General features: G+C 67.5%; 17 protein-coding genes and 1 pseudogene. 16 read left to right on the forward strand and 2 right to left on the reverse strand.

Annotated features, from left to right (window positions below):
* Positions 1-27: 27 nt before the first annotated feature.
* The 11 genes from ABRZ00_RS11420 to ABRZ00_RS11470 all read left to right on the forward strand — a co-directional run bounded on the left by ABRZ00_RS11420 (position 28) and on the right by ABRZ00_RS11470 (position 17,204).
* On the forward strand, positions 28-2,622 hold the full coding sequence (locus tag ABRZ00_RS11420) for a ComEC/Rec2 family competence protein (protein WP_368641954.1): 2,595 nt from the start codon (positions 28-30) through the stop codon (positions 2,620-2,622).
* 142 nt (positions 2,623-2,764) lie between these two features.
* Positions 2,765-3,997, forward strand: a complete 1,233-nt coding sequence (locus ABRZ00_RS11425; RefSeq protein ID WP_343839400.1) for a 3-methyl-2-oxobutanoate dehydrogenase (2-methylpropanoyl-transferring) subunit alpha — start codon at positions 2,765-2,767, stop codon at positions 3,995-3,997.
* Between the two features lie 5 nt (positions 3,998-4,002).
* On the forward strand, positions 4,003-5,040 hold the full coding sequence (locus tag ABRZ00_RS11430; RefSeq protein ID WP_343839403.1) for an alpha-ketoacid dehydrogenase subunit beta: 1,038 nt from the start codon (positions 4,003-4,005) through the stop codon (positions 5,038-5,040).
* Positions 5,040-6,356, forward strand: a complete 1,317-nt coding sequence (locus ABRZ00_RS11435) for a dihydrolipoamide acetyltransferase family protein (protein ID WP_368641953.1) — start codon at positions 5,040-5,042, stop codon at positions 6,354-6,356. Before ABRZ00_RS11430 ends, ABRZ00_RS11435 begins: the two co-directional genes overlap by 1 nt.
* A 5-nt stretch (positions 6,357-6,361) precedes the next feature.
* Positions 6,362-7,771 (forward strand): dihydrolipoyl dehydrogenase, encoded by a 1,410-nt coding sequence (gene lpdA / locus ABRZ00_RS11440; RefSeq protein ID WP_368641952.1) that lies wholly within the window; start codon positions 6,362-6,364, stop codon positions 7,769-7,771.
* 160 nt (positions 7,772-7,931) lie between these two features.
* Complete coding sequence (locus ABRZ00_RS11445) at positions 7,932-8,894, forward strand: alpha/beta fold hydrolase (RefSeq protein WP_368641951.1); 963 nt, start codon at positions 7,932-7,934, stop codon at positions 8,892-8,894.
* A 49-nt stretch (positions 8,895-8,943) separates the two neighbouring features.
* On the forward strand, positions 8,944-9,780 hold the full coding sequence (locus ABRZ00_RS11450) for a PHP domain-containing protein (RefSeq protein ID WP_368639170.1): 837 nt from the start codon (positions 8,944-8,946) through the stop codon (positions 9,778-9,780).
* Between the two features lie 29 nt (positions 9,781-9,809).
* The gene (gene greB / locus ABRZ00_RS11455) at positions 9,810-10,364 is read left to right on the forward strand and encodes a transcription elongation factor GreB (RefSeq protein ID WP_343839418.1); all 555 of its coding nucleotides are present in this window, start codon (positions 9,810-9,812) and stop codon (positions 10,362-10,364) included.
* An 88-nt stretch (positions 10,365-10,452) separates the two neighbouring features.
* Positions 10,453-14,496 carry a phosphoribosylformylglycinamidine synthase gene (purL, locus tag ABRZ00_RS11460; RefSeq protein WP_368644274.1) on the forward strand — a complete coding sequence of 1,348 codons (4,044 nt, stop codon included), beginning with the start codon at positions 10,453-10,455 and terminating at the stop codon, positions 14,494-14,496.
* A 34-nt stretch (positions 14,497-14,530) separates the two neighbouring features.
* The gene (gene guaB / locus ABRZ00_RS11465) at positions 14,531-15,991 is read left to right on the forward strand and encodes an IMP dehydrogenase (RefSeq protein WP_368641949.1); all 1,461 of its coding nucleotides are present in this window, start codon (positions 14,531-14,533) and stop codon (positions 15,989-15,991) included.
* 4 nt (positions 15,992-15,995) lie between these two features.
* A complete protein-coding gene (locus ABRZ00_RS11470) occupies positions 15,996-17,204 on the forward strand; it encodes an amidohydrolase (protein WP_368644276.1) in 1,209 nt (402 codons plus the stop codon).
* Between the two features lie 24 nt (positions 17,205-17,228).
* On the opposite strand, the gene ABRZ00_RS11475 is transcribed toward ABRZ00_RS11470, so the two are convergent.
* The gene (locus tag ABRZ00_RS11475) at positions 17,229-17,945 is read right to left on the reverse strand and encodes an alpha/beta fold hydrolase (RefSeq protein WP_368641947.1); all 717 of its coding nucleotides are present in this window, start codon (positions 17,943-17,945) and stop codon (positions 17,229-17,231) included.
* On the reverse strand, positions 17,945-19,207 hold the full coding sequence (locus ABRZ00_RS11480; protein ID WP_368641946.1) for a YbfB/YjiJ family MFS transporter: 1,263 nt from the start codon (positions 19,205-19,207) through the stop codon (positions 17,945-17,947). The genes ABRZ00_RS11475 and ABRZ00_RS11480 overlap by 1 nt, the downstream gene beginning before the upstream one ends.
* A gap of 165 nt (positions 19,208-19,372) precedes the next feature.
* On the opposite strand from ABRZ00_RS11480, the gene guaA reads away from it, so the two are divergent.
* The 5 genes and pseudogenes from guaA (at position 19,373) to ABRZ00_RS11505 (ending at position 25,913) form a co-directional block, all read left to right on the forward strand.
* A complete protein-coding gene (guaA, locus tag ABRZ00_RS11485; protein ID WP_368641945.1) occupies positions 19,373-20,968 on the forward strand; it encodes a glutamine-hydrolyzing GMP synthase in 1,596 nt (531 codons plus the stop codon).
* A 301-nt stretch (positions 20,969-21,269) separates the two neighbouring features.
* A pseudogene (locus ABRZ00_RS11490) lies at positions 21,270-21,472 on the forward strand (hypothetical protein); the annotation flags it as partial.
* Between the two features lie 308 nt (positions 21,473-21,780).
* Positions 21,781-24,051: a sulfatase-like hydrolase/transferase gene (locus tag ABRZ00_RS11495; protein WP_368644654.1), complete on the forward strand. Its 2,271-nt coding sequence runs from the start codon at positions 21,781-21,783 to the stop codon at positions 24,049-24,051.
* A gap of 52 nt (positions 24,052-24,103) precedes the next feature.
* Positions 24,104-25,207, forward strand: coding sequence for a formylglycine-generating enzyme family protein (locus tag ABRZ00_RS11500; RefSeq protein WP_368642848.1), 1,104 nt, complete (start codon positions 24,104-24,106; stop codon positions 25,205-25,207).
* 34 nt (positions 25,208-25,241) lie between these two features.
* Complete coding sequence (locus ABRZ00_RS11505; RefSeq protein ID WP_368642847.1) at positions 25,242-25,913, forward strand: A24 family peptidase; 672 nt, start codon at positions 25,242-25,244, stop codon at positions 25,911-25,913.

Here is a 25,913-nt window from a genome sequence, read left to right on the forward strand (position 1 = left end):
GAAAGAGAATTTTTTCGGGGAGAAGGCATGTTCGGGCGCGCGATGGCGGCGGCGGGACTGGGCGGCGTGCTCGGCGCCCATGGTCTGGCCGATCTGCCGGACAGCGGTGCGCTGGCGCTGGCATCCGGTGCGTTGGGGCTGGCGGGATGGGTGGTGTGGCGCGCGGGTGCGCGCGGCGCGATGTGTTGCCTATTGGCCGCCTGGGCCGGTTTCGTCTTCACCGTGTTGCACACCCAGGCGCTCCTGGGCCAAGCGCTGGCCGACGGCAATGTGGATAAGGTGTCGCGCGTGACCTTGCGCGTCGACAGCCTGCCCCGGCTGCGGCCCGATCGCCTGGATTTCGAGGCCGAAGTGCTGGATGCGCGGCCCGGCGGAGTGCCAGGCCGCATCCGGGTGCGCTGGCCGGCCGGCGGCTGGCGCGGCCCCTATGCGCCCGCGCGGCCAGCCGACCCGCCATTGCCCGAGGTGCGGCCCGGCCAGGTCTGGCGCATGGCCCTGGTGCTGAGGCCGGTACGGGCCGCGCAGAATCTGCATGCCTTCGACTACGAGTCCCATGCCTTTGCCGCCGGCCTGCGTGCGCAGGGCACGGTGCGGGGCCAGCCCGAGTGGCTGCGCGACGAGGATTGGGCCGGCCTGTCCGTCATCGCGGGGCGAGCCCGCCACGCGGTGCGCGAAGCCATGGCGCCCCATCTGCACGGTTTGCGCTACGGACCGGTGCTGCGGGCCCTGGCCATCGGGGATCAGGACGGGGTGGACGATGCCGACTGGACCGTCTTCAACCGCACCGGGATCACCCATCTGGTTTCCATCAGCGGGTCTCACATCACAATGCTGGCCGGACTCGGCGCGCTGGCGGTCTCGGCCCTGTGGCGCCGCTTGCGCTGGCGTGGCCGCTGCCTGGCCGAACGCTGGCCCGCGCGCCGGGCGGGGGCCCTGGCGGCGCTGCTGGTCGCCTGGCTGTATTGCCTGCTGGCGGGGTGGGGCGTGCCCGCGCGGCGCACCTTTCTGATGCTGGCCGTGGTGGCGGGCGCCCAGGCCCTGCAACTGCGCCTGAGCGGCGCGCGGGTGCTGGCGCTGGCGGCTGTGGCCGTGGTGGCGACGGACCCCTGGTCCGTGCTGGCGGGCGGGTTCTGGTTGTCGTTCCTGGCGGTGGGCGTGCTGCTGGCCGCCGGAGCAAGGGTGGAGGCGGCGGCCGGGTCTGATGCGGCAGCCCGCGCCGATCCGGCGCTGGGCACGCCGGGAAACGCGGCGCCGCCTGGACCCCGGACTGAACGGCGGCGCGACCGCTGGTTGCGCGGCCTGAAGCAGGCGGCGCGCCTGCAATGGGAGGTGACCTGGGCTTTGGCCCCGCTGTTGGCCTGGACGTTTCATGAGGTCTCCCTGGTGTCGCCATTGGCCAATGCCTATGCTATTCCGGTGATCGAACTGCTGATCACGCCGCTGTCGCTGCTGCTGGCCGCCGTGGCGCTGGTGCCGGGCCTGGCGACGGTGGCCGGCGGTCTGGCCTGGTTGGCGCATGGCGTGCTGGCGCTGATGATGCGGCCGACCGAATGGCTGGCGGCCCTGCCGGCCTGGCCGGCGCCTGCCGGGCCGGCGTGGGTGTATCTGTTGGCGCTGGCCGGCGTGGCGGTGGCGCTCTGGCCGCAAGCGCGTGCCGGGGCTGCGAGGCCCACCGACCCGGCGCGGGGCGGCAAGGGCGTGGCGAGGTATCGGGCTGGCGCGGTCCGCCGCCATCGCGCCTGGGGCTGGCTGGCTCTGGCACCGATGTTGCTGTGGCCGCCGGACCGTCCAGGCGAAGGGGAATGGGATCTGCATGCGCTGGACGTCGGGCAGGGCAGCGCGCTGCTGATCCGCACGGCGCGGCATGCGCTGTTGTTCGACGCCGGCGCGCGCCATGCGCGGGATGCGGACGAGGGCGCCCGCACCGTTGTTCCGGTGCTGAAGGCGCTGGGGGTGCGCCGCCTGGATGCGCTGATCGTGTCCCATGCCGATCTGGACCACGCCGGCGGCGTGCGCAGTGTGCTCGCGGCGGTCCCCGTGGCGCAGGCGTTTGCGTCCTTCGACCTGGAAGCCTGGCTGCGGGCCGAGACCCGCAAGCTGGGCGAGGCGGTCACGCCCTTGCCCCTGGCGGCCGTGCCTTGCCGGTTCGGCGACCGCTGGCGGCTGGACGGGGTCGAGTTCGAATTCCTGTGGCCATTGGATGTGCGCGCGCGGCGCCGGGGGGTCGAGGCCAACGCCGGCAGTTGCGTGCTGCGGGTGCGGGGGGGCCATCACAGCCTGCTGCTGACGGGCGACATCGAGATCCGCGCCGAATCCGCCTTGGTCGAGCGCGGGCTGACGCCCGCGGACGTGGTCGTGGCCGCGCACCACGGGTCGCGGACTTCCTCGTCGGCCGCCTTCACCAAGGCCGTGGCCGCCCGCCACGTCATCGTCCAGGCGGGCGCCTGGAACCGGCACGGCCACCCGGATGCCGCCGTGCTGCAGCGCTGGCGCCGAGCCGGCGCGACACTATGGCGAACCGATCGGCAAGGCGGGGTAAACGCCCGGTCGCGCGCGGCCGGCCTGTCGTTGTACAGTGTTCTGGAGTCGTCCCGGCGTGCGTGGCATGGGCGGCGCCCCTAATGGTTTTCTCGGTCTTGCGCGATCGCGCGGGATCGGTGATGATCCGGCAGCCGTCCACAAGACGACTGTGGTCCTTTCGAGAATGTCCGGGATGCCGGATTCTCTTGCGGGCTTGTGAAAAATCCAAAAGATTTTTGCGACCATGACACAGAAACCTCTGAAGTTCTACGTGCCCGAGCCCTCGGGGCGTCCCGGTCAGGCGACCGATTTTTCCTACCTGCGTCTGCAGCCCGCCGGGGCGGCGCGCAAACCCCCCATCGATATTGCCCCTTACGATACCCGCGACCTGGCCATCGGGCTGATCCGCGTGCTCGACGATCAGGGCGAGGTGCAGGGCCCCTGGGCCGAGGATATCCCCGACGACGATCTGCTGCGCCGCGGCCTGCATGCCATGGTCAAGACGCGCATCTTCGATGCCCGCATGGTCATCGCACAGCGCCAGAAAAAGACCTCGTTCTACATGCAGTGCCTGGGCGAGGAGGCCATCGCCATCGGCCAGTCCCTGGCGCTGCGCGAAGGCGACATGCATTTTCCGTCCTACCGTCAGCAGGGCCTGCTCATCGCGCAGGACTATCCCCTGTTCGACATGATGTGCCAGATTTTTTCCAACGATCAGGATCCGCTCAAGGGGCGCCAGTTGCCGGTGCTGTATTCGGTGCCGGAAAAAGGTTTCTTTACCCTGTCCGGCAACCTGGGCACGCAGATGCCCCAGGCGGTGGGCTGGGCCATGGCTTCGGCCATCAAGGGCGATACCCGCATCGCCTGCGGCTGGATCGGCGACGGCGCCACGGCCGAATCCGACTACCAGACGGCGCTGCTGTTCGCGCATGTGTACCGGGCGCCGGTGATCCTCAATGTGATCAACAACCAGTGGGCGATCTCGACCTTCCAGTCGGTTGCGGGCGGCGAGGGCACCACCCTGGCGGCGCGCGGCATCGGTTCGAACGTGGCTTCGCTGCGGGTGGACGGCAACGATTTCCTGGCGGTCTACGCGGTTTCCCGGTGGGCTGCCGAACGGGCCCGCAACAATCACGGCGCCACGCTGATCGAATGGGTCAGCTACCGGGCCGGGCCGCATTCCACGTCCGACGATCCTTCGAAGTACCGGCCCGCCGACGACTGGTCGCGCTTTCCGCTGGGCGATCCGATCGTGCGGCTGAAGGACTACATGATCAAACGCGGCATCTGGTCCGAACAGGAACACCAGGAACTGCAGAAGGCGTGCGAGGCCGAGGTCGTTGCCGCCCAGAAAAAGGCCGAAGCCCATGGCACGCTCGCCACGGGACGGACCAGCAGCGTCGCGACCATGTTCGAGGATGTGTACAAGGACATGCCGGCCCACCTGCGCCGGCAGCGCCAGGAACTGGGGGTGTAATCAGCATGGCACAGGAAAAAACCAAGACCCGTCCCATGACGATGATCCAGGCCTTGCGTTCGGCCATGGACGTCATGCTGGAGCGGGACGACAACGTCGTCGTTTTCGGAGAAGACGTCGGCTATTTTGGCGGCGTGTTCCGCTGCACCGAGGGCCTGCAGGCCAAGTACGGCCAGTCGCGCGTGTTCGACGCGCCCATTTCGGAAAGCGGCATCGTGGCGGCGGCCATCGGCATGGGGGCCTACGGCCTGCGGCCGGTGGTCGAGATCCAGTTCGCGGATTATTTCTATCCCGCGGCCGACCAGATATTCTCCGAGGCGGCGCGCCTGCGCTACCGTTCGGCGGGCGGTTATACGGCGCCGCTGACGATCCGCATGCCTTGCGGCGGCGGGATCTTTGGCGGCCAGACCCATAGCCAGAGCCCGGAAGCCCTGTTCACGCACGTCGCCGGCCTGCGCACCGTCATGCCGTCCAATCCCTACGACGCCAAGGGCCTGTTGATCAGTTCCATCGAGAACGACGATCCGGTCATCTTCCTCGAACCCAAGCGCCTGTACAACGGCCCCTTCGACGGTCACCACGACCAGCCCGTCGTGCCCTGGTCCAAGCACCCCCTGGGCAACGTGCCCGAAGGTTATTACACCGTGCCGCTGGACGTGGCCTCGATCTACCGCGAAGGCCGGGAACTGACCGTGCTGACCTACGGCACCATGGTCTATGTGGCCGAAGTCGCCGCCCGTGAGGCCGGCATCGAGGCCGACATCATCGATCTGCGCAGCCTCTGGCCGCTGGATCTGGACACGATCCTGGCGTCCGTGCGCAAGACTGGCCGCTGCGTGGTGCTGCACGAGGCCACACGCACCAGCGGTTTCGGCGCCGAGTTGTGCGCACTGGTCCAGGAGCATTGTTTCTATCATCTGGAGGCCCCGGTGGAACGCATCACCGGGTGGGACACGCCCTATCCCCATTCGCACGAATGGGCTTATTTCCCCGGCCCCAAGCGGGTCGCGGAGGCGTTCAAACGCGTGTTCCGGGAGGCATAATGGGTATTCACATCATCAAGATGCCGGACATCGGCGAAGGCATCGCGGAAGTCGAGCTGGTTGAATGGCACGTCCAGGCGGGCGAGGCCGTGGTCGAGGACCAGATCCTGGCCGACGTCATGACCGACAAGGCCACCGTCCAGGTGCCATCCCCCGTGCACGGGCGCGTCATGTCGCTGGGCGGCAAGGTCGGCGACGTCATGGCGGTGGGCTCCGAGCTCATCCGCCTGGAAGTCGAGGGCGAGGGCAACGAAGGAGCGGTCGGCACGACGTCCCGGGCCGCACCCGCCGCGCCTGTCGCGCCGCAAGCCGCGCCCGAGCCCGCGCCAGCACCCATCGAGGCGCTCGAAACCGTCGCCGCACCCGGCCCTGCGCCGGTGGCCCGCGGCGCGCAGGCGCCGCACGCCGCCTCGCATGCGCCGTCCCGCCCCGAGGGCCAGCGCCCGCTGGCTTCGCCCGCCGTGCGCCGACGCGCCTGGGATCTGGGCATCACCCTGCAATACGTGCCGGGCACGGGCCCCGCCGGCCGGATCACGCATGGCGATCTGGACGCCTGGCTGGCGCGCGACCGCAACGAGACCTCGATCCGCACCACCGGCGCGCTCTACGCCGCCCATCACGAGGAAACTGAAATCCCCGTCATCGGCCTGCGGCGCAAGATCGCGCAGAAAATGCAGGAATCCAAGCGCCGGATCCCGCACTTCACCTATGTCGAAGAAATCGACGTGACCGAGCTGGAATCGCTGCGCGCGCGCCTCAACGCCCTGCACAGCGCCGAGCGCGGCAAGCTGACTTTGCTGCCGTTCCTGGCGCGCGCCATGGTGCTGGCGCTGCGCGAATTCCCGCAGATCAACGCCCGCTACGATGACGATGCGGGGGTGGTGACCCAGTACGGAGCCGTCCACCTGGGCGTGGCGGCACAGACGCCGTCGGGCCTGATGGTGCCGGTGCTGCATCACGCCGAAACCCTGGATCTCTGGTCGTGCGCCGCGGAAGTCGCACGCCTGGCCGAGGCCGCCCGCCAGGGCAAGGCCGCGCGCGACGAACTCAGCGGTTCGACCATCACCCTGACCAGCCTCGGAGCGTTGGGCGGCATCGTGTCCACGCCGGTCATCAATCATCCCGAAGTCGCCATCGTCGGCGTCAATCGCGTGGTCGAACGCCCTGTATTCCAGGAAGGCCGGGTCGTGGCGCGCAAGCTCATGAATCTGTCCTCGTCTTTCGATCATCGCGTGGTCGACGGCATGCATGCCGCCGAGTTCATCCAGTGCATCCGGCGTTATCTGGAGTGCCCGGCGCTCTTGTTCGTGGAGTAAGCAGCATGTCCAATCCCCTCAATACCACCTTGCTCATCATCGGCGGCGGCCCCGGCGGCTATGTGGCCGCCATCCGCGCCGGCCAACTGGGCATTCCCACCGTGCTGGTCGAAGGCGCCGCCTTGGGCGGCACCTGCCTGAACATCGGCTGCATCCCGTCCAAGGCGTTGATCCACGTGGCCGAGCAGTTTCACGCCCTGCAGGGCTACGCCGGCGATTCGCCGCTGGGTATCCGCGCCCAGGCGCCCGAACTCGATCTGGCGCGCAGCGTCGCCTGGAAAGACGGCATCGTCAAGAAGCTCACCGCGGGCGTGGGCGCGCTGCTGAAAAAGCACAAAGTCACTGTGGTCCAGGGCTGGGCGCGCATCGTCGACGGCAAGACCGTGGACGTGGATCCCGTCGTCAAGGGCAAGGCCGGCGCGCCCCAGCGCATCCGCTGCGAACACCTGCTGCTGGCCACGGGGTCCGAGCCCGCCGCGCTGCCCTTCATGCCGTTCGGCGGCCCGGTGATTTCCTCGACCGAAGCGCTGTCGCCCAAGAAACTGCCGAAGTCCCTGGCCATCGTGGGCGCGGGCTATATCGGCCTGGAGCTGGGCATCGTCTATCGCAAGCTGGGCGTCAAGGTCGATGTGATCGAGGCCCAGGAGCGCATTTTGCCAGTCTACGACGCCGACCTGGTCAAGCCGGTGCATGCGGCGTTGAAGTCCCTGGGCGTGGGCCTGCATCTGCAGACCCAGGTTCTGGGCCTGACGGAAGACGGCAAGGGTCTGCGGGTCCAGTCGGGCAAGTCCGAGAGCGTGCTGCCCGCTCAGCAAGTGCTGGTGGCTGTCGGTCGCAAGCCCCGCAGCCGGGGCTTTGGGCTCAGCTCTTTGATGCTCGACATGGACGGTCTAGCCGTGCGCGTGGACGACCGCTGCCGCACCTCCATGAACGGGGTCTGGGCGATTGGCGACCTGACGGGCGAGCCCATGCTGGCGCACCGCGCCATGGCGCAAGGCGAGTGTGTGGCCGAGCAGATCGCCGGCCATACGCGGCGCTTCGTGCCGGCGGCGATTCCGGCTGTGTGCTTCACCGATCCGGAAGTCGTCACGGCGGGGATATCGCCGCAGCAGGCGGCCCAGGCGGGTATCGACGCCATCGACGCGTCCTTCCCGCTGGCGGCCAATGGCCGGGCGATGACGCTGGAATCGACCGATGGCTTCGTGCGCGTGGTGGCGCGGCGCGACAATCACCTGATCCTGGGCTGGCAGGCTGTGGGCCGGGGGGTGTCGGAATTCGCCGCCGCCTTTGGGCAATCCATCGAGATGGGCGCGCGCCTGGAGGATGTCGGCCATACGATCCATGCGCATCCGACCCAGGGCGAGGCGATTCAGGAGGCGGCCTTGCGGGCGTTGGGGCAGGCGCTGCACGTCTGAGAACCCTCTATCGGGGGTTTTTCCAACCGCGCATCCCTCCGCCTCGCCGCTTGCCAGGGGCACGGATTCGTCCGGGCACGGCTCAGTCCGCAGGGTCTGGCCTGTGCCCGGACTCATCCCCATGCTTAAATACAAGCGTCCGTCCGACCCGAGGTGCCGCATGTCTTCCGCTTGTTCCCCCGCCGCTTCATCCAGCCCGGCCGACGAACCGCGCCTGGATTTCGTCGCCTGCGCCAGCCCGGCGGGCCTGCACCGCATGGCCTATTGGGAATGGGGCGATCCGGACAACGGCCGGGTGCTGGTCTGCGTGCATGGCCTGACGCGTACAGGCCGGGATTTCGATCCCCTGGCGCGTGCGATGAGTCGCGACTATCGCGTGGTCTGCCCCGATGTCGTCGGACGCGGGCGCTCGGACTGGCTGATCGATCCCGCCGGCTACGTGATTCCCCAATACGCGGCCGACCTGACGACGCTCGTTGCCCGGCTGCGGCCGGCACGGCTGGACTGGGTCGGCACGTCCATGGGCGGGCTGATCGGCCTGGGGCTGGCGGGAATGGCGGCCGTTTCGCCCACCCTGCGTCCCGTCCGGGGAGACTTGGGGCTGGGCGCCGCGGCGGACCTGCCGCTGGGCCGCATGGTATTCAACGACATCGGCCCCGTCTTGAATGCGGACGGCCTGTCGCGCATCGGCGGCTATGTCGGCCAGGAACTGCGCTTCGAGCGCTACGAGCAGGCGGTGGATTATGTCCGGACGGTATCCGCCGGTTTCGGGCCGCATGACGCCGCCGGCTGGGACGCGTTGACCCGGCACGTGTTTTGCGAGCGGGACGGCGGCTGGGTCAAGCATTACGACCTGCGCCTGGCGCAGCCCTTCGCCTTGCAGACGCCCGAAGCCACGGCTGCCGCCGAAGCCTTGCTGTGGCAGGCCTGGGACCATCTGCCTGTGCCGTCATTGATCCTGCGCGGCGAGCACTCCGACATCCTGACGTCCGGCACTGCCCGGCGGATGCTGGAGCGCAATCCCCGGGCCCGCCTGGTGGAGTTCGGCGGGGTAGGGCATGCGCCCACCCTGCGCGCCGATGATCAGATCGCGGCAGTGCGCGATTTCCTGCTGGCCCCCTGAACGCAGGGCGGCCGGCCAGGCGCGGGCGCCTGGCCGATACACACCGGACATGCCATTGAACATTGATCTGCACAGCCATTCATCCCGTTCCGACGGCGTGCTGACGCCCGCGCAGGTGGCCGCCCGAGCCCATGCGCAAGGGGTGGACTGGTGGTCGCTGAGTGACCACGACGAGACTTCCGGCCTGGCCGAGGCCGCCGCCGCCGCGCGTGACCTGGGCATGGGATTCATCCCCGGAGTGGAAGTTTCCGTCACCTTCTGCGAACGCACGATCCACATCCTGGGGCTGAATATCGACCCGGGCCATCCGGAACTGCAGGCGGGCCTGGCCGGCATTCGCCAAAGCCGCTTCGCGCGCGCCGCGACCATCGCCGAGCGCCTGCAGGATTGCGGCGTCGCCGGCGCCTACGCGGGCGCGCTGCGGTATGCGGACAATCCGGAACTGCTCGGGCGGGTGCATTTTGCCCGCTACCTGCTGGAGCAAGGGCATTGCAAATCCCTGCAGCAAGCCTTCGACCGCTACCTGGGCGACGGCAAACGGGCCTTCGTGCCGATGCGCTGGCCCAGCCTGGAGTCGGCGGTAGGCTGGATCCGTTCGGCCGGCGGCAAGGCCGTGATCGCACATCCTGGGCGCTACCGCTACACGCCGCAGCAGTTCGATGCGTTGTTCGAGGCGTTCAAGGCCCACGGAGGGATTGGCATTGAAGTCGTCTCCAGCGGCCATACGCCCGCGCAAAGCAAACGTTACGCTTGCGTCGCGCGAAGCTACGGCTTCGAGGCTTCGCGCGGTTCGGATTTCCATACGCCGGGCATCGCCCGCACCGAGCTGGGCGGGGTGCCGCCGCTGCCCGATGATCTGGCGCCCGTCTGGAAAGACTGGATTTGATTTTTTCGCAAAGTTTTTTGGAGAATGTCGTGAACAAGGCCTTCGTCAAAGAGTCGGACAACGACGAGGACGACGACCTGCCCGAATCCCGGGCCTTGCCCGCCGGGACCAAAAATTACATGACGGTCGCCGGCTACCGGGCGCTGAATGATGAATTGATGCGCCTGATGAACGTCGAGCGGCCCGAGGTTGTGTCCGTCGTCTCGTGGGCTGCGTCCAACGGCGACCGTTCCGAGAACGGCGATTACCTGTACGGCAAAAAGCGGTTGCGGGAAATCGACCGGCGCATCCGCTTTCTGACGCGCCGCCTGGAATCGGCCGAGGTTGTCGACCCGGCCCAGCAGCCCAACCGCGACCAGGTGTTCTTCGGCGCGACCGTGAGCTATTGCGACAGCCGGGGCGAGGAATTCACCGTCACCATCGTCGGCGTAGACGAAGCCGAGCCCCTGGCCGGCAGGATCAGTTGGGTGTCGCCTGTGGCCCGCGCGCTCATCAAGGCGCGCGAAGGCGATACGGTGACCTTGCGCACGCCGGCCGGGATCGAGGAACTCGACATCATGGACGTCCGCTATCCGGACCCTTGAGGAATTTCCGGGACGGCCCCCGGCCGGTCCAGCGGATCCTTAAGGCGGCTAAAATAGACGGTTTCTCCTGCCTTCGAGCCGTCTCGCCGTGACTACCGTCCTGATCATCCCCGGTTCATCCGTCCTGTCCGATTTTCGCCGGGAACGCCTGCTGCGCACCTTGGCCGTCCGGAGCCTGCCCGTGGCCGACATCCACGCCGAGGCTTGTTATTTCATCGGTCTCGACGGCGCGCTGGACGAGCCGGGCCAGGCGCGCCTGCGGGCGTTGCTGGACGATGGGCGCTCACCGGCCGCGGCCGGACGGCACGCGGCGCGTTTCCTGGTGATTCCACGCCTGGGCACGATCTCCCCCTGGGCCAGCAAGGCAACCGACATCGCCCGCCATTGCGGCTTGCCGCAGGTTCGCCGCATTGAGCGAGGGGTGCGCTACACGGTCGTGCCCGAACGCGGCCTGCTGGGCGCGCGCGCGCTGGATGCAGACCAATTGGCCGCCGTGGCCGCTTGCGTGCACGACCGCATGACCGAAACCGTGGCCGCCGACGATTTCGACGGGCGGGCGCTGTTCGCCGCCGTGGGCGGGCAGCCTGTCCAGGCCGTGCCGGTGCTGGCAGAGGGCCGGGCCGCCCTGGAGGCCTGCAATGCGCGCCTGGGTCTGGCCCTGTCGGATGATGAGATCGACTACCTGCTGCGTGCCTATGGCGACCTGGGACGCGATCCCACCGATGTCGAATTGATGATGTTCGCCCAGGCCAACAGCGAGCACTGCCGCCACAAGATCTTCAACGCTCACTGGACGCTGGATGGGCAGTCGCAGGCGCACACGCTGTTCGACATGATCCGGGCGACCCATGCCGCCCAGCCCGAAGGCACGGTCGTCGCCTATTCGGACAATGCGGCCGTCATGGCCGGCGGGCCGGCGCGCGTCTTTCATGCGGGCGGCGCCGAAGATACGGTCTACCGGCGCCACGACATCGTGACCCACACCTTGATGAAGGTTGAAACCCACAACCACCCCACAGCCATCGCGCCCTTTCCGGGGGCGGCGACGGGCGCGGGCGGCGAGATCCGCGACGAAGGCGCGACCGGGCGGGGTTCCAAGCCCAAGGCGGGCCTGACCGGCTTCACCGTATCCAGCCTGCGCGTGGACGACGCCCTGGAGCCCTGGGAAGATGCGGGCGGCGCGCCCGGGCGCATCGCCACGCCGCTGGACATCATGATCGAAGGCCCTATCGGCGGCGCGGCGTTCAACAATGAATTCGGCCGCCCGAACCTGTTGGGCTATTTCCGCAGCTTCGAGCAAGAGGCCGGCGGCACGCGCTGGGGCTATCACAAGCCTATCATGCTGGCCGGCGGATTGGGGCAGATCGATGCGCGGCTGACGCACAAAGACCCGCTGCCGCCGGGTGCGCTGCTGGTGCAACTGGGCGGGCCGGGCATGCGCATCGGCATGGGCGGCGGGGCGGCCTCCAGCATGGGCGCGGGCATCAACCAGGCCGAACTCGATTTCGATTCCGTGCAGCGCGGCAATCCCGAAATGCAGCGCCGCGCCCAGGAAGTCATCGACCGCTGCTGGCAGCAGGGCGAGGCCAATCCCATCCTGGCGATCCATGACGTCGGCGCGGGCGGCCTGTCCAACGCTTTCCCCGAGCTGGTCAATGATGCCGGCCGCGGCGCGGAATTCGAACTGCGGCGCGTCCCGCTCGAAGAATCCGGTTTGTCGCCGGCCGAAATCTGGAGCAACGAATCCCAGGAGCGCTACGTCCTGGCCATTCGGCCCGAGGATTTCGACCGCTTCGCGCGCATCGCCGAGCGCGAACGCTGCCCCTGCGCCGTGGTGGGTATCGCGACCGAGGAACGCCGCCTGCGCGTCACGCTGGACGAGGGCTTGCCGGGCCTGGACCGTCCGGCGGGCGAGATCGCCGCGGCCGGACTGCGGCCCGTGGACGTGCCGGTGGACGTCATCCTGGGCAAGCCGCCGCGCATGCAGCGTGATGCGCTCCGCGCCGCTGTCACGGGCGAGGCGCTGGAACTCCACGCCATCGAACTGCCCGAGGCCATCGAGCGTGTGCTGCGCCACCCCACGGTGGCGAACAAATCTTTCCTCATCACTATCGGCGACCGGACCGTGGGCGGCCTGACGGCCCGCGATCAGATGGTCGGCCCATGGCAGGTGCCGGTGGCCGATTGCGCCGTCACCTTGCGCGACCACGAGGGCGTGGCCGGCGAGGCCATGGCCTTGGGCGAGCGCAGCCCGATCGCGGTCCTGAATCCGGCCGCCTCGGGCCGCATGGCCGTGGCCGAGGCGCTGACCAATCTTGCCGCCGCCGGGGTCGCCCGCCTGGAGGACATCAAGCTGTCCGCCAACTGGATGGCCGCCTGCGGCGCCGCGGGCCAGGATGCGGCCTTGTACGACACCGTATCCGCCGTCAGCGACTGGTGCCAGAGCCTGGGCCTGTCGATTCCGGTGGGCAAGGATTCGCTCTCCATGCGCACCGCCTGGCGGGACGAGGCGGGCGACCATCAGGTCGTGTCGCCGGTGTCGCTGGTGGTCACGGCTTTTGCGCCGGTCGCCGATGTTCGCGCCACGCTGACGCCGCAGTTGCGCGATGCGGCGGAAGGCTCCGTGCTGCTGCTGATCGACCTGGGCGAGGGGCGCCAGCGTCTGGGCGGCTCCGTCCTCGCCCACGCGTACGGTTCCATCGGCACGGAAACCCCCGACCTGCACGACGCGGCCCTGCTGCGCGCCGCCTTTCTGGCGCTGCGCGAACTGGCCGACAAGGGCTGGGTTCTGGCGTGCCACGACCGCTCCGACGGCGGCCTGCTGGCGGCGGCGGCCGAAATGGCCTTCGCCGGGCGGCTGGGCGTGTCCCTGAACCTGGACATGCTGACCATCGACCCGCATACGGCCGATGCCGGCGACTACAAGATCCGCGCCGATCAGGTGTCCGTCCAGCAGCATGAGCGCAACCTGGCGGCCCTGTTCAACGAAGAGGCGGGCTGGCTGCTGCAGGTGCCGCGCGCGCATCGCGACGACGTGCTGCGCCACCTGCGCCAGGCGGGCCTGTCGAATTGCACCCAGGTGGTCGGCATGCCCAACGCGAGCCGGGAACTGCAGGTCTTTCGCGACGGCATCATTATCTATCAACGCCCGCTGGCCGAACTGGGCCAGAACTGGAGCGAAACCACGCGGCGCATCATGGCGCGGCGCGATCATCCCGATTGCGCCCAGGCCGAATACGATACCTGGCTGGATACCGAAGACCCGGGCTTGTCGCCGCGCGTCGACTTCGATCCCCAGCACGATGTGGCGGCGCCCTTCATCGCCACGGGGGCCCGCCCGCGCGTCGCCATCCTGCGCGAGCAGGGCTGCAACAGCCAGGTCGAAATGGCCTGGGCGTTCGACACGGCGGGCTTTGAGGCCGTGGACGTGCACATGACCGACCTGCTGGCCGGCCGCATCCGTCTGGACGGCATGAGCGGCCTGGTGGCGGTGGGCGGTTTCAGCTACGGCGACGTGCTGGGCGCGGGCGAGGGCTGGGCGCGCACCATCCGCTTCAATGCCGCGCTGGCCGATCAGTTCGGCGCCTTCTTCGCCCGCCCGGACAGCTTCGCGCTGGGCGTGTGCAACGGCTGCCAGATGATGGCGGCGCTGGCCGACTTCATCCCGGGCGCCGACGCCTGGCCGCGCTTTACGCGCAATGTGTCCGAAAAGTACGAGGCGCGCCTGTCGCTGGTCGAAGTCCTGGACTCGCCTTCGATCTTCTTTGCCGGCATGGCCGGCGCGCGCGTGCCCATCGCCGTGGCCCATGGCGAGGGCTTCGCCGATTTCAGCCGCCAGGGCGATGCCGCCCGAGTGGTCGAGGCCATGGCTTTCATCGACAATCGGGGCGCGCGCACGACAAGCTACCCGGCCAATCCCAACGGCAGCCCGGCGGGCCTGACGGCGGTGACCACGGCCGATGGCCGCTACACCGTCATGATGCCGCACCCCGAGCGTGTCACGCGCAACGTCATGATGTCCTGGCGGCCTGAGCGCTGGGGCCCGGCGGATCGAGGCGGGGATGGCGCGCCCCACGGCGGCTATACGCCGTGGATGCGGATGTTCCGCAATGCGCGGGTTCATCTGGCTTGAAACGCTATAATCGTTCTTTGTGCGGAGTTCTTTCATGCGTCTGATCAAAAAAGCCCTGACCTTCGACGACGTCCTGCTGGTCCCGGCCTTTTCCCAGGTTCTGCCGCGCGATACGCGCCTGACCACGCAGTTGACCCGGGGCATTCAGCTCAACATCCCCCTCGTGTCCGCCGCCATGGACACCGTGACCGAGTCGCGCCTGGCCATCGCTATGGCCCAGGAAGGCGGCATCGGGATCGTTCACAAGAACCTCAGCGCCGAAGAGCAGGCGCGCGAAGTCTCGCGCGTTAAGCGCCATGAATTCGGCATCGTGATCGACCCGGTCACGGTCACCCCCACGATGAAGGTGCGCGACGCCATCGCGCTGCAGCGCCAGCATGGCATCTCGGGCTTGCCGGTCGTCGAGGGCGGCAAGCTGGTGGGCATCGTCACCAATCGCGATTTGCGTTTCGAGGACCGCCTCGACGTATCCCTGCGCGAGATCATGACGCCCCAGGAACGCCTGGTGACCCTGACCGAAGGCGCCACCCTCGAAGAGGCCCAGGCGCTGATGCATCGTCATCGCCTGGAGCGCGTGCTGATCGTCAATGACAAATTCCAGTTGCGCGGCCTGGCCACCGTCAAGGACATCGTCAAGAACACCGAGCACCCCCTGGCCAGCAAGGATGCCCAGGGCCAGTTGCGCGTCGGCGCCGCCGTCGGCGTGGGCGAGGGCACGGACGAGCGCGTCGAGAAACTCGCCGCCGCCGGGGTGGACGTGATCGTGGTCGATACCGCGCACGGACATTCGGCCGGCGTGATCGACCGCGTCCGCTGGGTCAAGAAACACTACCCCAACATCCAGGTCATCGGCGGCAACATCGCCACTGCCGCCGCTGCGCGCGCACTGGTCGAGGCCGGCGCCGATGCGGTCAAGGTCGGCATCGGCCCGGGCTCCATATGCACCACCCGCATCGTGGCCGGCGTGGGCGTGCCGCAGATCACCGCCATCGCCGACGTGGCCCAGGCCCTGGAAGGCACCGGCGTGCCCCTGATCGCCGACGGCGGCATCCGCTATTCCGGCGACGTGTCCAAGGCCCTGGCGGCGGGGGCATCCACCTGCATGATGGGGGGCATGTTCGCGGGCACCGAAGAGGCCCCGGGCGAAGTCGTGCTGTTCCAGGGGCGTTCGTATAAGTCCTATCGGGGCATGGGCAGCCTGGGCGCCATGGCCGACGGCTCGGCCGACCGCTATTTCCAGGATCCCAACAACAACGTCGACAAGCTGGTTCCCGAAGGCATCGAGGCGCGCGTCCCCTACAAGGGCAGCGTCATCGCCATTATCTATCAGTTGGTGGGCGGCATCCGGGCTTCCATGGGCTATTGCGGCTGCGCCACCATCAAGGATCTCCACGCCCAGGCCGAATTCGTGGAAATCACCGCCGCCGGGGTGCGCGAATCGCACGTCCACGACGTGCAGATCACCAAAGAAGCCCCCAACTATCGGGCGGACTGAACGCATGGCCGCCAGCGACCCGGTCCCGGGCGTCGATGCCGCCCCCGCCGCTTCGGCGGGCGTGCGCATCGACGACGGCCTGGCGCAGGCCATGCAGGCCTGGCGCCGGGATTTCCACCGGCACCCCGAACTCGGCCACCAGGAGCACCGCACGGCGGCCCGCGTGGCCGAACTGCTGCGTTCCTGGGGTATTGCCGTGCACGAGGGTTACGGCGGCACCACCGGCGTCATCGGGGTCCTGGACGGACGCCGGGGAGCGGGGCCGACCCTGGGATTGCGCGCCGATATGGATGCCCTGCCCATGCCGGATGCGGGCGCGCACGATCACCGCTCGGTCCACGCCGGTGTCGCGCACGCCTGCGGCCACGACGGCCATACCGCCATCCTGCTGGGCGCGGCGTGCCATCTGGCGGCCCATCCCGACTTCGCCGGACGCATCGTCTTCATCTTCCAGCCGGCCGAGGAGCCCCTGACGGGCGCCAAGGCGCTGGCCGAGGCCGGCCTGTTCCGCGACTTTCCCTGCGACGAACTCTACGGTCTGCACAACAACAACTGCATCGGCCCGGGGCAGGTCGGCGTGCGCACCGGCGCCATCCTGTCGGCCTGCGACCTGTTCGAGATCCACATCCGGGGCGTCGGCGGCCATGCCGCCATGCCGCATCAGGCCAACGACCCCATCGTGGCCGGCGCGGCGTTGGTGCAGTCCCTGCAATCCGTCGTCAGCCGCAACGTCAGCCCTCTCGATACGGCCGTGCTCAGCGTCTGCCAGTTCCAGGCGGGCAGCGCCATCAACGTCATTGCCGACCATGCGGTGCTGCGCGGCACCGTGCGCACCCTGTCGCGCGAAGCGCAATCCCGGGTGCTGGGCCGGCTGCGCGACCTGTGCGAGGGCACGGCGCGCGGCTACGGTTGCGCGATCGAATTCCGTCACCTGCTCAGTTCGCCGCCCACGATCAATCAGGCCGGGCCGGTGGCACACGTCAAGCGCGCAGCCGCCGCCGTGCTGGGCACGGACCGGATCGTCGATCCGGTTGCACCGCTGATGGCATCAGAGGATTTCGCCTACCTGCTGGACCACTGCCCGGGCGCGTATTTCTTCCTGGGTCACGATGGCCTGACCTGTCACCATCCCGAGTTCGATTTCGACGACGCGCTGCTGGCGCAGGGCGCGGCGATCTTCGCCACGCTGGCCTACCAGCGGCTGGCCGTTTGACGGCCTGACAAGGTCTCGACCGGGTCAGTCCGCCGCCAGCAAAGCCTCGGCCACGCGCTCCGGCGCGTCGATCATCCCTTCATGGCCGCAGGCCAGTTCCGCCCAGGACCAGAGATCACCATACGTGCCCCGTGCCCAACTGTAGGCCTGCGAGACGCCCGGAAAGAGCGGCTGCACGCAGCGCAGATAAGTCACCGGCAGGCCGTTGCCCAACGGATGGGCCAGGCGCAGGGGTTCGCGGTAGGTGCCGATCGGATGGGGCGTCAGCCGTTCCTGGACGTAGGCGATGTCCGCCGGGTCGGTCAGGCCCAGGCTATCGGGCCTGGGGGACGCCAGGCTGCACGAATCCGCGGCCCGGCTTTCCAGCTTGGCCACGACATCGGCGGGAAGCGTGTCGAAGGCCGACACGCCCGGCGGCAGCAGGAAGGCATCCAGAAACACCAGCCTGCGGATGCGCCCGGGCAGACGGTCGGCCGCGCCTGCCACCGCCAGCCCGCCGAAGCTGTGGCCGACGAGGATCACATCGCGCAGGTGTTCGCGTGTCAAGGTGTCGCACACATCCTGGATGAAGGTTTCCAGGCCGATGCCGCCCGCCGGTTCGTGCCGGCGTTCGCCCAGGCCGGGCAGGGTGGGCGTGCAGACACGATGACCGTGTCTGCGCAGCCGGCCGGCAACCCTCGACCAGCACCATCCGCCATGCCAGGCGCCGTGGATCAGCACGTAGGTTCGGGGCGCATGCATCATGACTCCCGAGGCGAAGCGGCGGGACTGCGCAGCCGCAGGATGGGAATGGCGCCTGCCAGCAAACCCAGCGTGCCCAGCACCAGGGCGAACTCCAGCGATGCGCCGAACCAGGCGTGCGTCAGGCTGAAGAAGATCGGCCCGATCAGTTGCCCCAGGGCGAACGAAGCCGTCATTGCCGCCATCTGGCGTTTGGCGCCGGCCTGGCCGACGGCGGCCTGGGCTTCTTGCAGGCCCACCATGGTGATCACCATGAAGGTGCTGCCCACGCAGCAGGCGGCCAGCAAAATCGCCGGCAGGGCATGCCACACGGCGGGCAGCAGCACGCCCACCGCCATCACGACCTGAGCGCCGGCCCAGATCTGCGGCCGGGTGTAGCGGCGCGTCAGGCGGCTGGCCATGACGGTGGATACCGCGCCCGCCAGCCCGAAGACCGGCCAGGCCAGGCTGAACAGCCAGGGATCCGGAATCAGCAGCCGCGCCTGCGCCGGCAGGAATGTGGCCGGCAGGATATAGCCGAAACCGTAGACTCCGTAGCACAGGATCAGGCCCCAATGCAGGGGCGTAGCGGCGTGTGGGCCGGTGGCCGTTTCGGCGGGGGAGGAAGCGGGCGTTTCGCTGGTCGAGGGCTTCCCGGCGGGCGCTGCCGGGCCGCCGGAGCCGGAAGCGGGCGGGGCCGGGGCTGCGCTCGGCGCGGCGTCCGTGGTGCGCCACAGCATCGAGGCGCCCAGCAGCCCGCCCAGGGCCGCCGCCGCCAGCCAGAGCCAGGCTTGCGAAGCCGCCGTTCCCGCCAGGGTCAGGCCCATGCAGGCCAGCCCGGCGAACGTGATGCCGCAGCCCACGCCGGCAAACACCACGCCGCTGCGTTCCGTCTGTCCCGTGGCGTTCAGGCGCGCAATGCACAGGGCGGACGTCCCGATCAGCACCCAGGCGCTGGCCACCCCGGCCAGCAGCCGCCACGCCAGCCAGCCCAGCCAGTGGCTGTCCAGACCCATTGCCGCCGTCATGAGCACCACCAGCCACAGGCCAAACCGCAGCAAGGTCGCGGGCGACCAGCTCAAGTGCGTGACCAGCAGCGCGCCCAGCAGGTAGCCCAGGTAATTGGCGCTGGCCAGCCAACTGCCCTGGGCAAGGCTCAGCCCCAGATCGGCTTGCATCATCGGCAGGACGGGTGTGAATGCGAAACGGCCGATGCCCATCGCGACGGCGAGGGCCAGCAGGCCGGCCAGGGGCAGGGGGAGGCGGATTGGGCGGAAAGCCATGAGGTGCGATCTCCTTCAGGCTTGTAATGTAACCGGCACGCGGGCATTGGACCAAGACCTGGCGTCTGCCGCGTTCCGGTCAGCGGCGGGCGCCGCCGCGACGCGACATCCGGGGGATCCCTGGGTTACATTAACGCCTTGAACAGCCCTCCCGAATCGCCCATCATGCACCACCAGCGCATCCTCGTCCTGGACTACGGTTCCCAGGTTACCCAGCTCATCGCCCGCCGCGTGCGCGACACCGGCGTCTATTGCGAGATTCATCCCGGCGACGTGGACGACGATTTCATCCGCGGCCAGCAGGCGCAAGGTTTGAAAGGCATCATTCTGTCGGGCAGCCATGCCTCGGCCTACGCCGACGAATCCTTGAAAGTGCCCGCCGCCGTCTTCCAGGCCGGCGTGCCGGTGCTGGGCATTTGCTACGGCATGCAATCCATGGCCCTGCAACTGGGCGGCCAGGTCGAGTTCTCCGACCACCGGGAATTCGGCTACGCCGAAGTCCGCGCCCACGGCCACACCCGCTTGTTGACCGGCCTGCAGGATTTCGAGACCCCCGAAGGCCACGGCATGCTGAAGGTCTGGATGAGCCACGGCGACCGCGTCACGGCGCTGCCGCCGGGCTTCAAGCGCATGGCCTCCACGCCTTCCTGCGAAATCGCCGGCATGGCCGACGAGGAACGCGGCTTCTACGCCGTCCAGTTCCACCCCGAAGTCACCCACACCGTCCAGGGCCAAGCCATTCTGGAACGCTTCGTCACCGAGATCTGCGGCTGCGCCCGCGACTGGAACATGCCCGACTACGTGGCCGAGGCCGTCGCCCGCATCCGTGAGCAGGTCGGTTCCGACGAAGTCATCCTGGGCCTGTCCGGCGGCGTCGATTCCTCCGTGGCCGCCGCCCTGATCCACAAGGCCATCGGCGACCAGCTCACCTGTGTGTTCGTCGACCACGGCCTGCTGCGCCTGAACGAAGCCGAGCAGGTCATGAACACCATGTCCCGCCATCTGGGCATCCGCGTCATCCACGTCGACGCCGGCGAGCAGTTCCTGTCCAAACTGGCCGGCGTGGCCGACCCCGAAGCCAAGCGCAAGATCATCGGCCGCGAATTCGTCGAAGTCTTCCAGACCGAATCGGCCAAGCTGAAATCCGCCCGCTGGCTGGCTCAGGGCACCATCTATCCCGATGTCATCGAGTCGGCGGCCTCCAAGACCGGCAAAGCCGTCGCCATCAAGTCCCACCACAACGTTGGCGGCCTGCCCGAGACCCTGAACCTGAAGCTGCTGGAGCCCTTGCGCGAGCTGTTCAAGGACGAAGTCCGCCATCTGGGCCTGGCCCTGGGCCTGCCGCCGGAAATGGTGTTCCGCCACCCGTTCCCCGGCCCAGGCCTGGGGGTGCGCATCCTGGGCGAGGTCAAGCCGGTCTATGCCGACCTGCTGCGCCGTGCCGACGACATTTTCATCACTGAATTGCGCAACACCATCGAACCCGAATCCGGCAAATCCTGGTACGAACTGACGTCCCAGGCGTTCACCGTGTTCCTGCCGGTGAAGTCCGTCGGCGTCATGGGCGACGGCCGCACCTACGACTACGTCGTCGCCCTGCGCGCCGTGCAGACCACCGACTTCATGACGGCGGATTGGGCGGAACTGCCGTATGCGTTGCTGAAAAGGGTCTCTTCGCGGATCATCAATGAAGTGCGCGGAATCAACCGGGTGACTTATGACGTGTCGAGCAAGCCGCCTGCCACGATCGAGTGGGAGTGAATTTACGTCCTTCGGGGACTATCGCCAGCTATCGAAAGTCTGTCATAACGTATTGATTTAGAAGAAAATACGTCACGTCATCTATCGGTGGCTATCACCGGCCAGCGGAACAGGTTGGCGGTGAAAGTGGCGGTAAGAACCGGAAGCCGGATTAAGACCCTCCCGTTCACTATTCAGACCCGAACCGTCTTCGACGGTAAAAGTCTTCTCGGGAAAGCTGGTTTCATGCGGTTTTCCGAGCATCAGCAGGTCTCCTGGCCCCTGACGGTAAAAGCCGTCACGAACAGGAGGAAAAATCTCGATGCTTACCGACACCGCACTGCGCAATCTCAAGCCTAAGTCCAAGATTTACAAGGCTTCCGACCGCGATGGCATGTATGTGATCGGGACATCCTGCCGGCCTTCCAGAACCGGCAGATCAACGAAATCATGGCCGATGACCCGCGCGCCCTGTGCCATAAGGTGGAGGCGCGCGGTGCGCCCGCCACGGCGGTACACGCGCGGCCGGCTTCAAGTTCGTGCTGTTCAGCCAGCCGAACCGCTTCGCGCTTGAATTCGTCCGTGAAATTTCTTCTGTTTCATGCCATCGCTTTGCTCTCCAGGCGTGATCATGCCATCTGATCTGTCCGGAGAGGTGGGGAAAGCCCAGTGTGTATTTGCTGCGCTGACGGTCGAATTGCCCGGAGAACGCCGCAAGCTGCGCCCAGCGCATCTCTTTTTCTTGACATACATCAAATTTTTGCCTTCAATGCACGGACAATGTTAACCGTGAGGTGGGGATGCGGAAAAATAGAAGAGCTTCATTGCTGACCGTGTGCGTGGCGGTCGGCTCGGTCGCATTGCTTGCCGCTTGCGATGATGGTGGTTCTCGCCGGGTGGCGAATGCGGCGCCGGCCGAATCTGGCAAGCCCAACATTCTCTTTGTCATGATGGACGACGTGGGCATCGATCAGATGACGTCGTTCGGCTATGGCGGGGTCAATCCTCCGAAAATGCCCAATATGGACGCGGTAGCTCAATCGGGTATCCGCTTTCGCAACACGTGGGCACAGCCAGAATGTTCGCCCGCGCGGGCGAGTTTCTTCGTCGGGCGCTATCCCACGCGCACGCATATCTACCAGGCGCTGGGGCCAAACGATCTGGCCAACGCGCAGCTTTCGCCCTACGAAACAGCGATTCCCAAGTTGCTGCGCAAGGCAGGGTACGAAAGTGCCATGTTCGGCAAGTTTCACCTGGCCGGCCCAGAAAACAACCAGGCGGACATCACCACGCCGGCCCTGTTCGGCTGGGATTACTTCTATGGCTGGATCGGCGGCCTCCCCGAATCCGTCGACCTCCAGGCCGGTGGCGTCGTGCCGGGCGGCACCTCCAATCAGTGCGGGTTCGTGCCGGGCGTGACAGCCGTGGACGGGGCCGCCACCGGCGCCTGCCACTTTCCGGACAATAGCTGCACGCAGATGATCAAAAATGCGCCGGAGCAAGATGTGGCGGGGCTGCAATGTCTGGCGGCCGGAGGCATTCTCGTGCCGGGGGCCTCCTGCGCGGATCCGAAGCCGGCCGGGCTCGATTTTTCTAGGTACAACGGCTACTACGTTTCACCCCTGGTGATCCTGGAACAGGGCCAGGCGGAAAAAGTGCTGCCCAGGGATCCCCGCGCTCGCGGCTACCGTACCACCATCGAGACGGATGCGGCGATCGACTGGATCAATTCACGCACTCCCGGCAAGCCCTGGATGGCCACGGTCAGCTATACCTCGGCCCATACGCCCTGGCAGCAGCCGCCTGGAGCCCTCATGCCCGGTCTGGTCGGAGGGGGAGCGGATGAATATGTCAATGCCGAAATATTCAACAATCTCACGTGCACCAGCGACGGGACGCCCCCCGCAATGCTGCGCATGCAGGAACTGCAGAACCGCATGACGCAAGCCCTGGACACTGAATTCGGCCGCCTGCTGGTGGAAACCGGCATTGCGACCTGGAATCCTGACGGCAGCCTGAATTACGAGCCCGAGGCCAGCAATACTCTGATCGTTATCATTGGCGACAACGGTTCGCTGGGTATAGCGGTCAAGGCCCCTTTCGATCCCACACGGGCCAAGGGCACGGCTTACCAGACTGGCGTCTGGGTGCCGCTGATCGTGGCGGGGCGCGGCGTCGCGGAACCCGACCGCGATGTCGAACACATGGTCAACGGGGTTGACTTGTTCGAACTGTTCGGCGAGTTGGCGGGCATCGACGTACGCCAGGAGCTGCCCGTATCGCGGCCGGTCGATTCAGTGGGGATCCAGGCCTATCTGAAAAATCCGGCGCAGCCGGCGCTGCGGCAGACCAATTTCGCCATCAGCGGTCTGAACCAGCAGGCGGACGGCGGGCGCAACGGTCCATGTGTCGTGCCTACGGTCGGTGGCGGTGGCACCTGCATGCAGATCGCCACGTCCAAATCGGTGTGCGGCGACAATAGCGGTTTCTGGTGGGGAGAGGGGCATGAAGACCTGGCTCCCTGGGACGGCGACAATGCGATCGACTCCTACGACACCTGCGCCCAGGTGAACCAGGTCCGCTACGGAAACAACAACGCCGCCCAGATGTACACCATCATGCCCGACCAGTCCGTGGCCGTCCGGGAAACGCGCTACAAGCTGGTGCGCAACACCTTCAAACGCTTCGATCCCGCAAAGGGCATCCACGACGAGGTGGAGTACGAGTTCTACGAGGTCGATCAGGCCAAGGGCACACCCCTGCTCGACGAGAACGGCATGAGCAAGATCAATCTCGACGGTACGCCCATGCCGGGTTGGACGCTCGCAGACGATCTGGCCTACAAAGATCTGAAGGATCGGCTGGATCGTCTGATGCTGTCGGCGGTCGTGTGCGAGGGCGACGGCAATATCGATGGGGTCGTGAACCAGGCGGATCTCGACAACTGGAACCGGATCCACAGCAGTTGGGGTAAGTCCAGCGTCTATGATTTTGCCGGCGCCACGCCCGGCAGTCTGCCCGATGGCTACACGAATGGTCCGGACCAGGACGTCGTCAGCCTGCAGCTCGGCAAGACTTGCGTCTATCCGCCCAGTGTTTATTGATCGTTTGCGCGTGCGGCCGCGGTTCCTCGCCCTGTCAGCCGCAGTCCTGGTGATTGCGGCGGCAGGGGGCTATGCCTGGTTCCGGACGTCTGCGCGGGCGGGGCCGGTCGGACCGGTCGTCATTCTGGGCGACGGCAAGGCTACACCCCGGGACATGGCATGGGTGCCTCCCGGCGTATTCCTGATGGGCAGCAACAGCCAGATGGCGCAGCGCAATGAAAAGCCAGCGCATCCAGTGCGGGTGCGAGGTTTCTGGATGGATGTCACCCACGTCACCAATGATCAGTTCGCCGAGTTCGTGCGGCAGACCGGCTACGAGACCACGGCCGAGCGCAAGCCCGATTGGGAGACGATCCGGGTCCAACTGCCGCCCGGCACGCCCAGGCCGCCCGATCAGGTGCTGGTGCCGGGGGCCATGGTGTTCGTCGGCACCGCAGAACCAGCCGACCTGTCGGATTACAGCCAGTGGTGGCGCTACGTACCGGGCGCCAACTGGCGGCATCCGCAAGGACCGGGCAGCTCGATCGAAGGCAAGGGCGATCACCCTGTGGTGCAGGTCAGTTATGCCGACGTCCAGGCCTATGCCCGGTGGGCGGGCAAGCGCATGCCCACCGAGGCCGAGTGGGAATACGCCGCACGCGGCGGGCTGGAGCAGGCAACCTATGTCTGGGGTGATGAGTTGATGCCTGACGGCCGGCCCATGGCCAATTACTGGGATCGCGGCCAGGGCACTTTTCCGGTGGTCAAGCCTGAGGCGGGCGGCGCGGCCGGCACGCTGCCGGTGATGTCCTTTCCGGCAAATGGCTACGGGCTGTACGACATGACGGGCAATGCCTGGCAGTGGGCGGCCGATTGGTATGATGCACGCTATTTTGCCCGCCAGGCGAAGGCCGCGCAGGGTGAACCTATCGATAACCCGCGCGGTCCGTCCAGATCCTACGATCCGTCCGATCCGGGCGTGCCGGCCCACGCCCCCAAGCGGGTGATTCGGGGAGGATCGTTCCTGTGCAATGAAGATTATTGTCTGTCCTACAGGCCCAGCGCGCGCCAGGCGGCGGATCCCGCCAGCCCCATGTCGCACGTGGGTTTCCGTCTGGTGTCCGATGCGCCGCCGCCGGTGGCGCCGTCCTTGTTGACCCGCTTGTGGTGGCGTTGAGGTGAAGCTCGAGGCGGACAGGGGGGGCGTGAACATGCTGTGGATTACCTGGAATCTGGAACCGGTGGCGACTGGGTGCGCCGCCCTCGCTTTTTCCCTGGCGCTGGGTGTGCCGTTGGCCCGGGCTGCTTGGCGGCTGCCCCGAACTCTGGCGGGCACTCGACCGGCCGAGCCGACGTCCGCCCATGTGATCGGCCGGCGGATTTTCTTTTCGGCGGCGGCGCTGCTGGCCCTGGTTTGCGCCTGGCGCTTCGGGCCGACGGGTGCGGCCCTGGCTGCCATCGTCTTCGTATCGGTGCTGTTGGCCTTGGCCTGGATCGACGCCGAGACCGGCTTCCTGCCGGATTTTCTGACGCTGCCGCTGCTGTGGTTGGGCCTGCTGGTCAATGTAGACATGACCTTCGCGCCGCTGGCGCATGCCGTCGTGGGTGCGGCGGGCGGCTACCTGGCTTTCTGGTGCGTCGACGGGGCGTTCCGGGCGTTGACGGGGAGGGAGGCCCTGGGTCGGGGCGATTTCAAGCTGCTGGCCGCGTTGGGGGCCTGGCTGGGTTGGACGGCTTTGCCGCGCGTGGTGTTCGCGGCCGCTGTGTTGGGCTTGGCAGTTGCGCTCGTGCGGCGGATGACGGGCCGGCTGGCGCCGGGCGAGGCTTTCGGTTTTGGGCCTTTCCTGGCGGCGGCCGGCATAGCGGCTTTGTTGGGAGGCTAA

The organism is Castellaniella ginsengisoli (assembly GCF_040955415.1).
GTDB classification, from domain to species: domain Bacteria; phylum Pseudomonadota; class Gammaproteobacteria; order Burkholderiales; family Burkholderiaceae_B; genus Castellaniella; species Castellaniella ginsengisoli.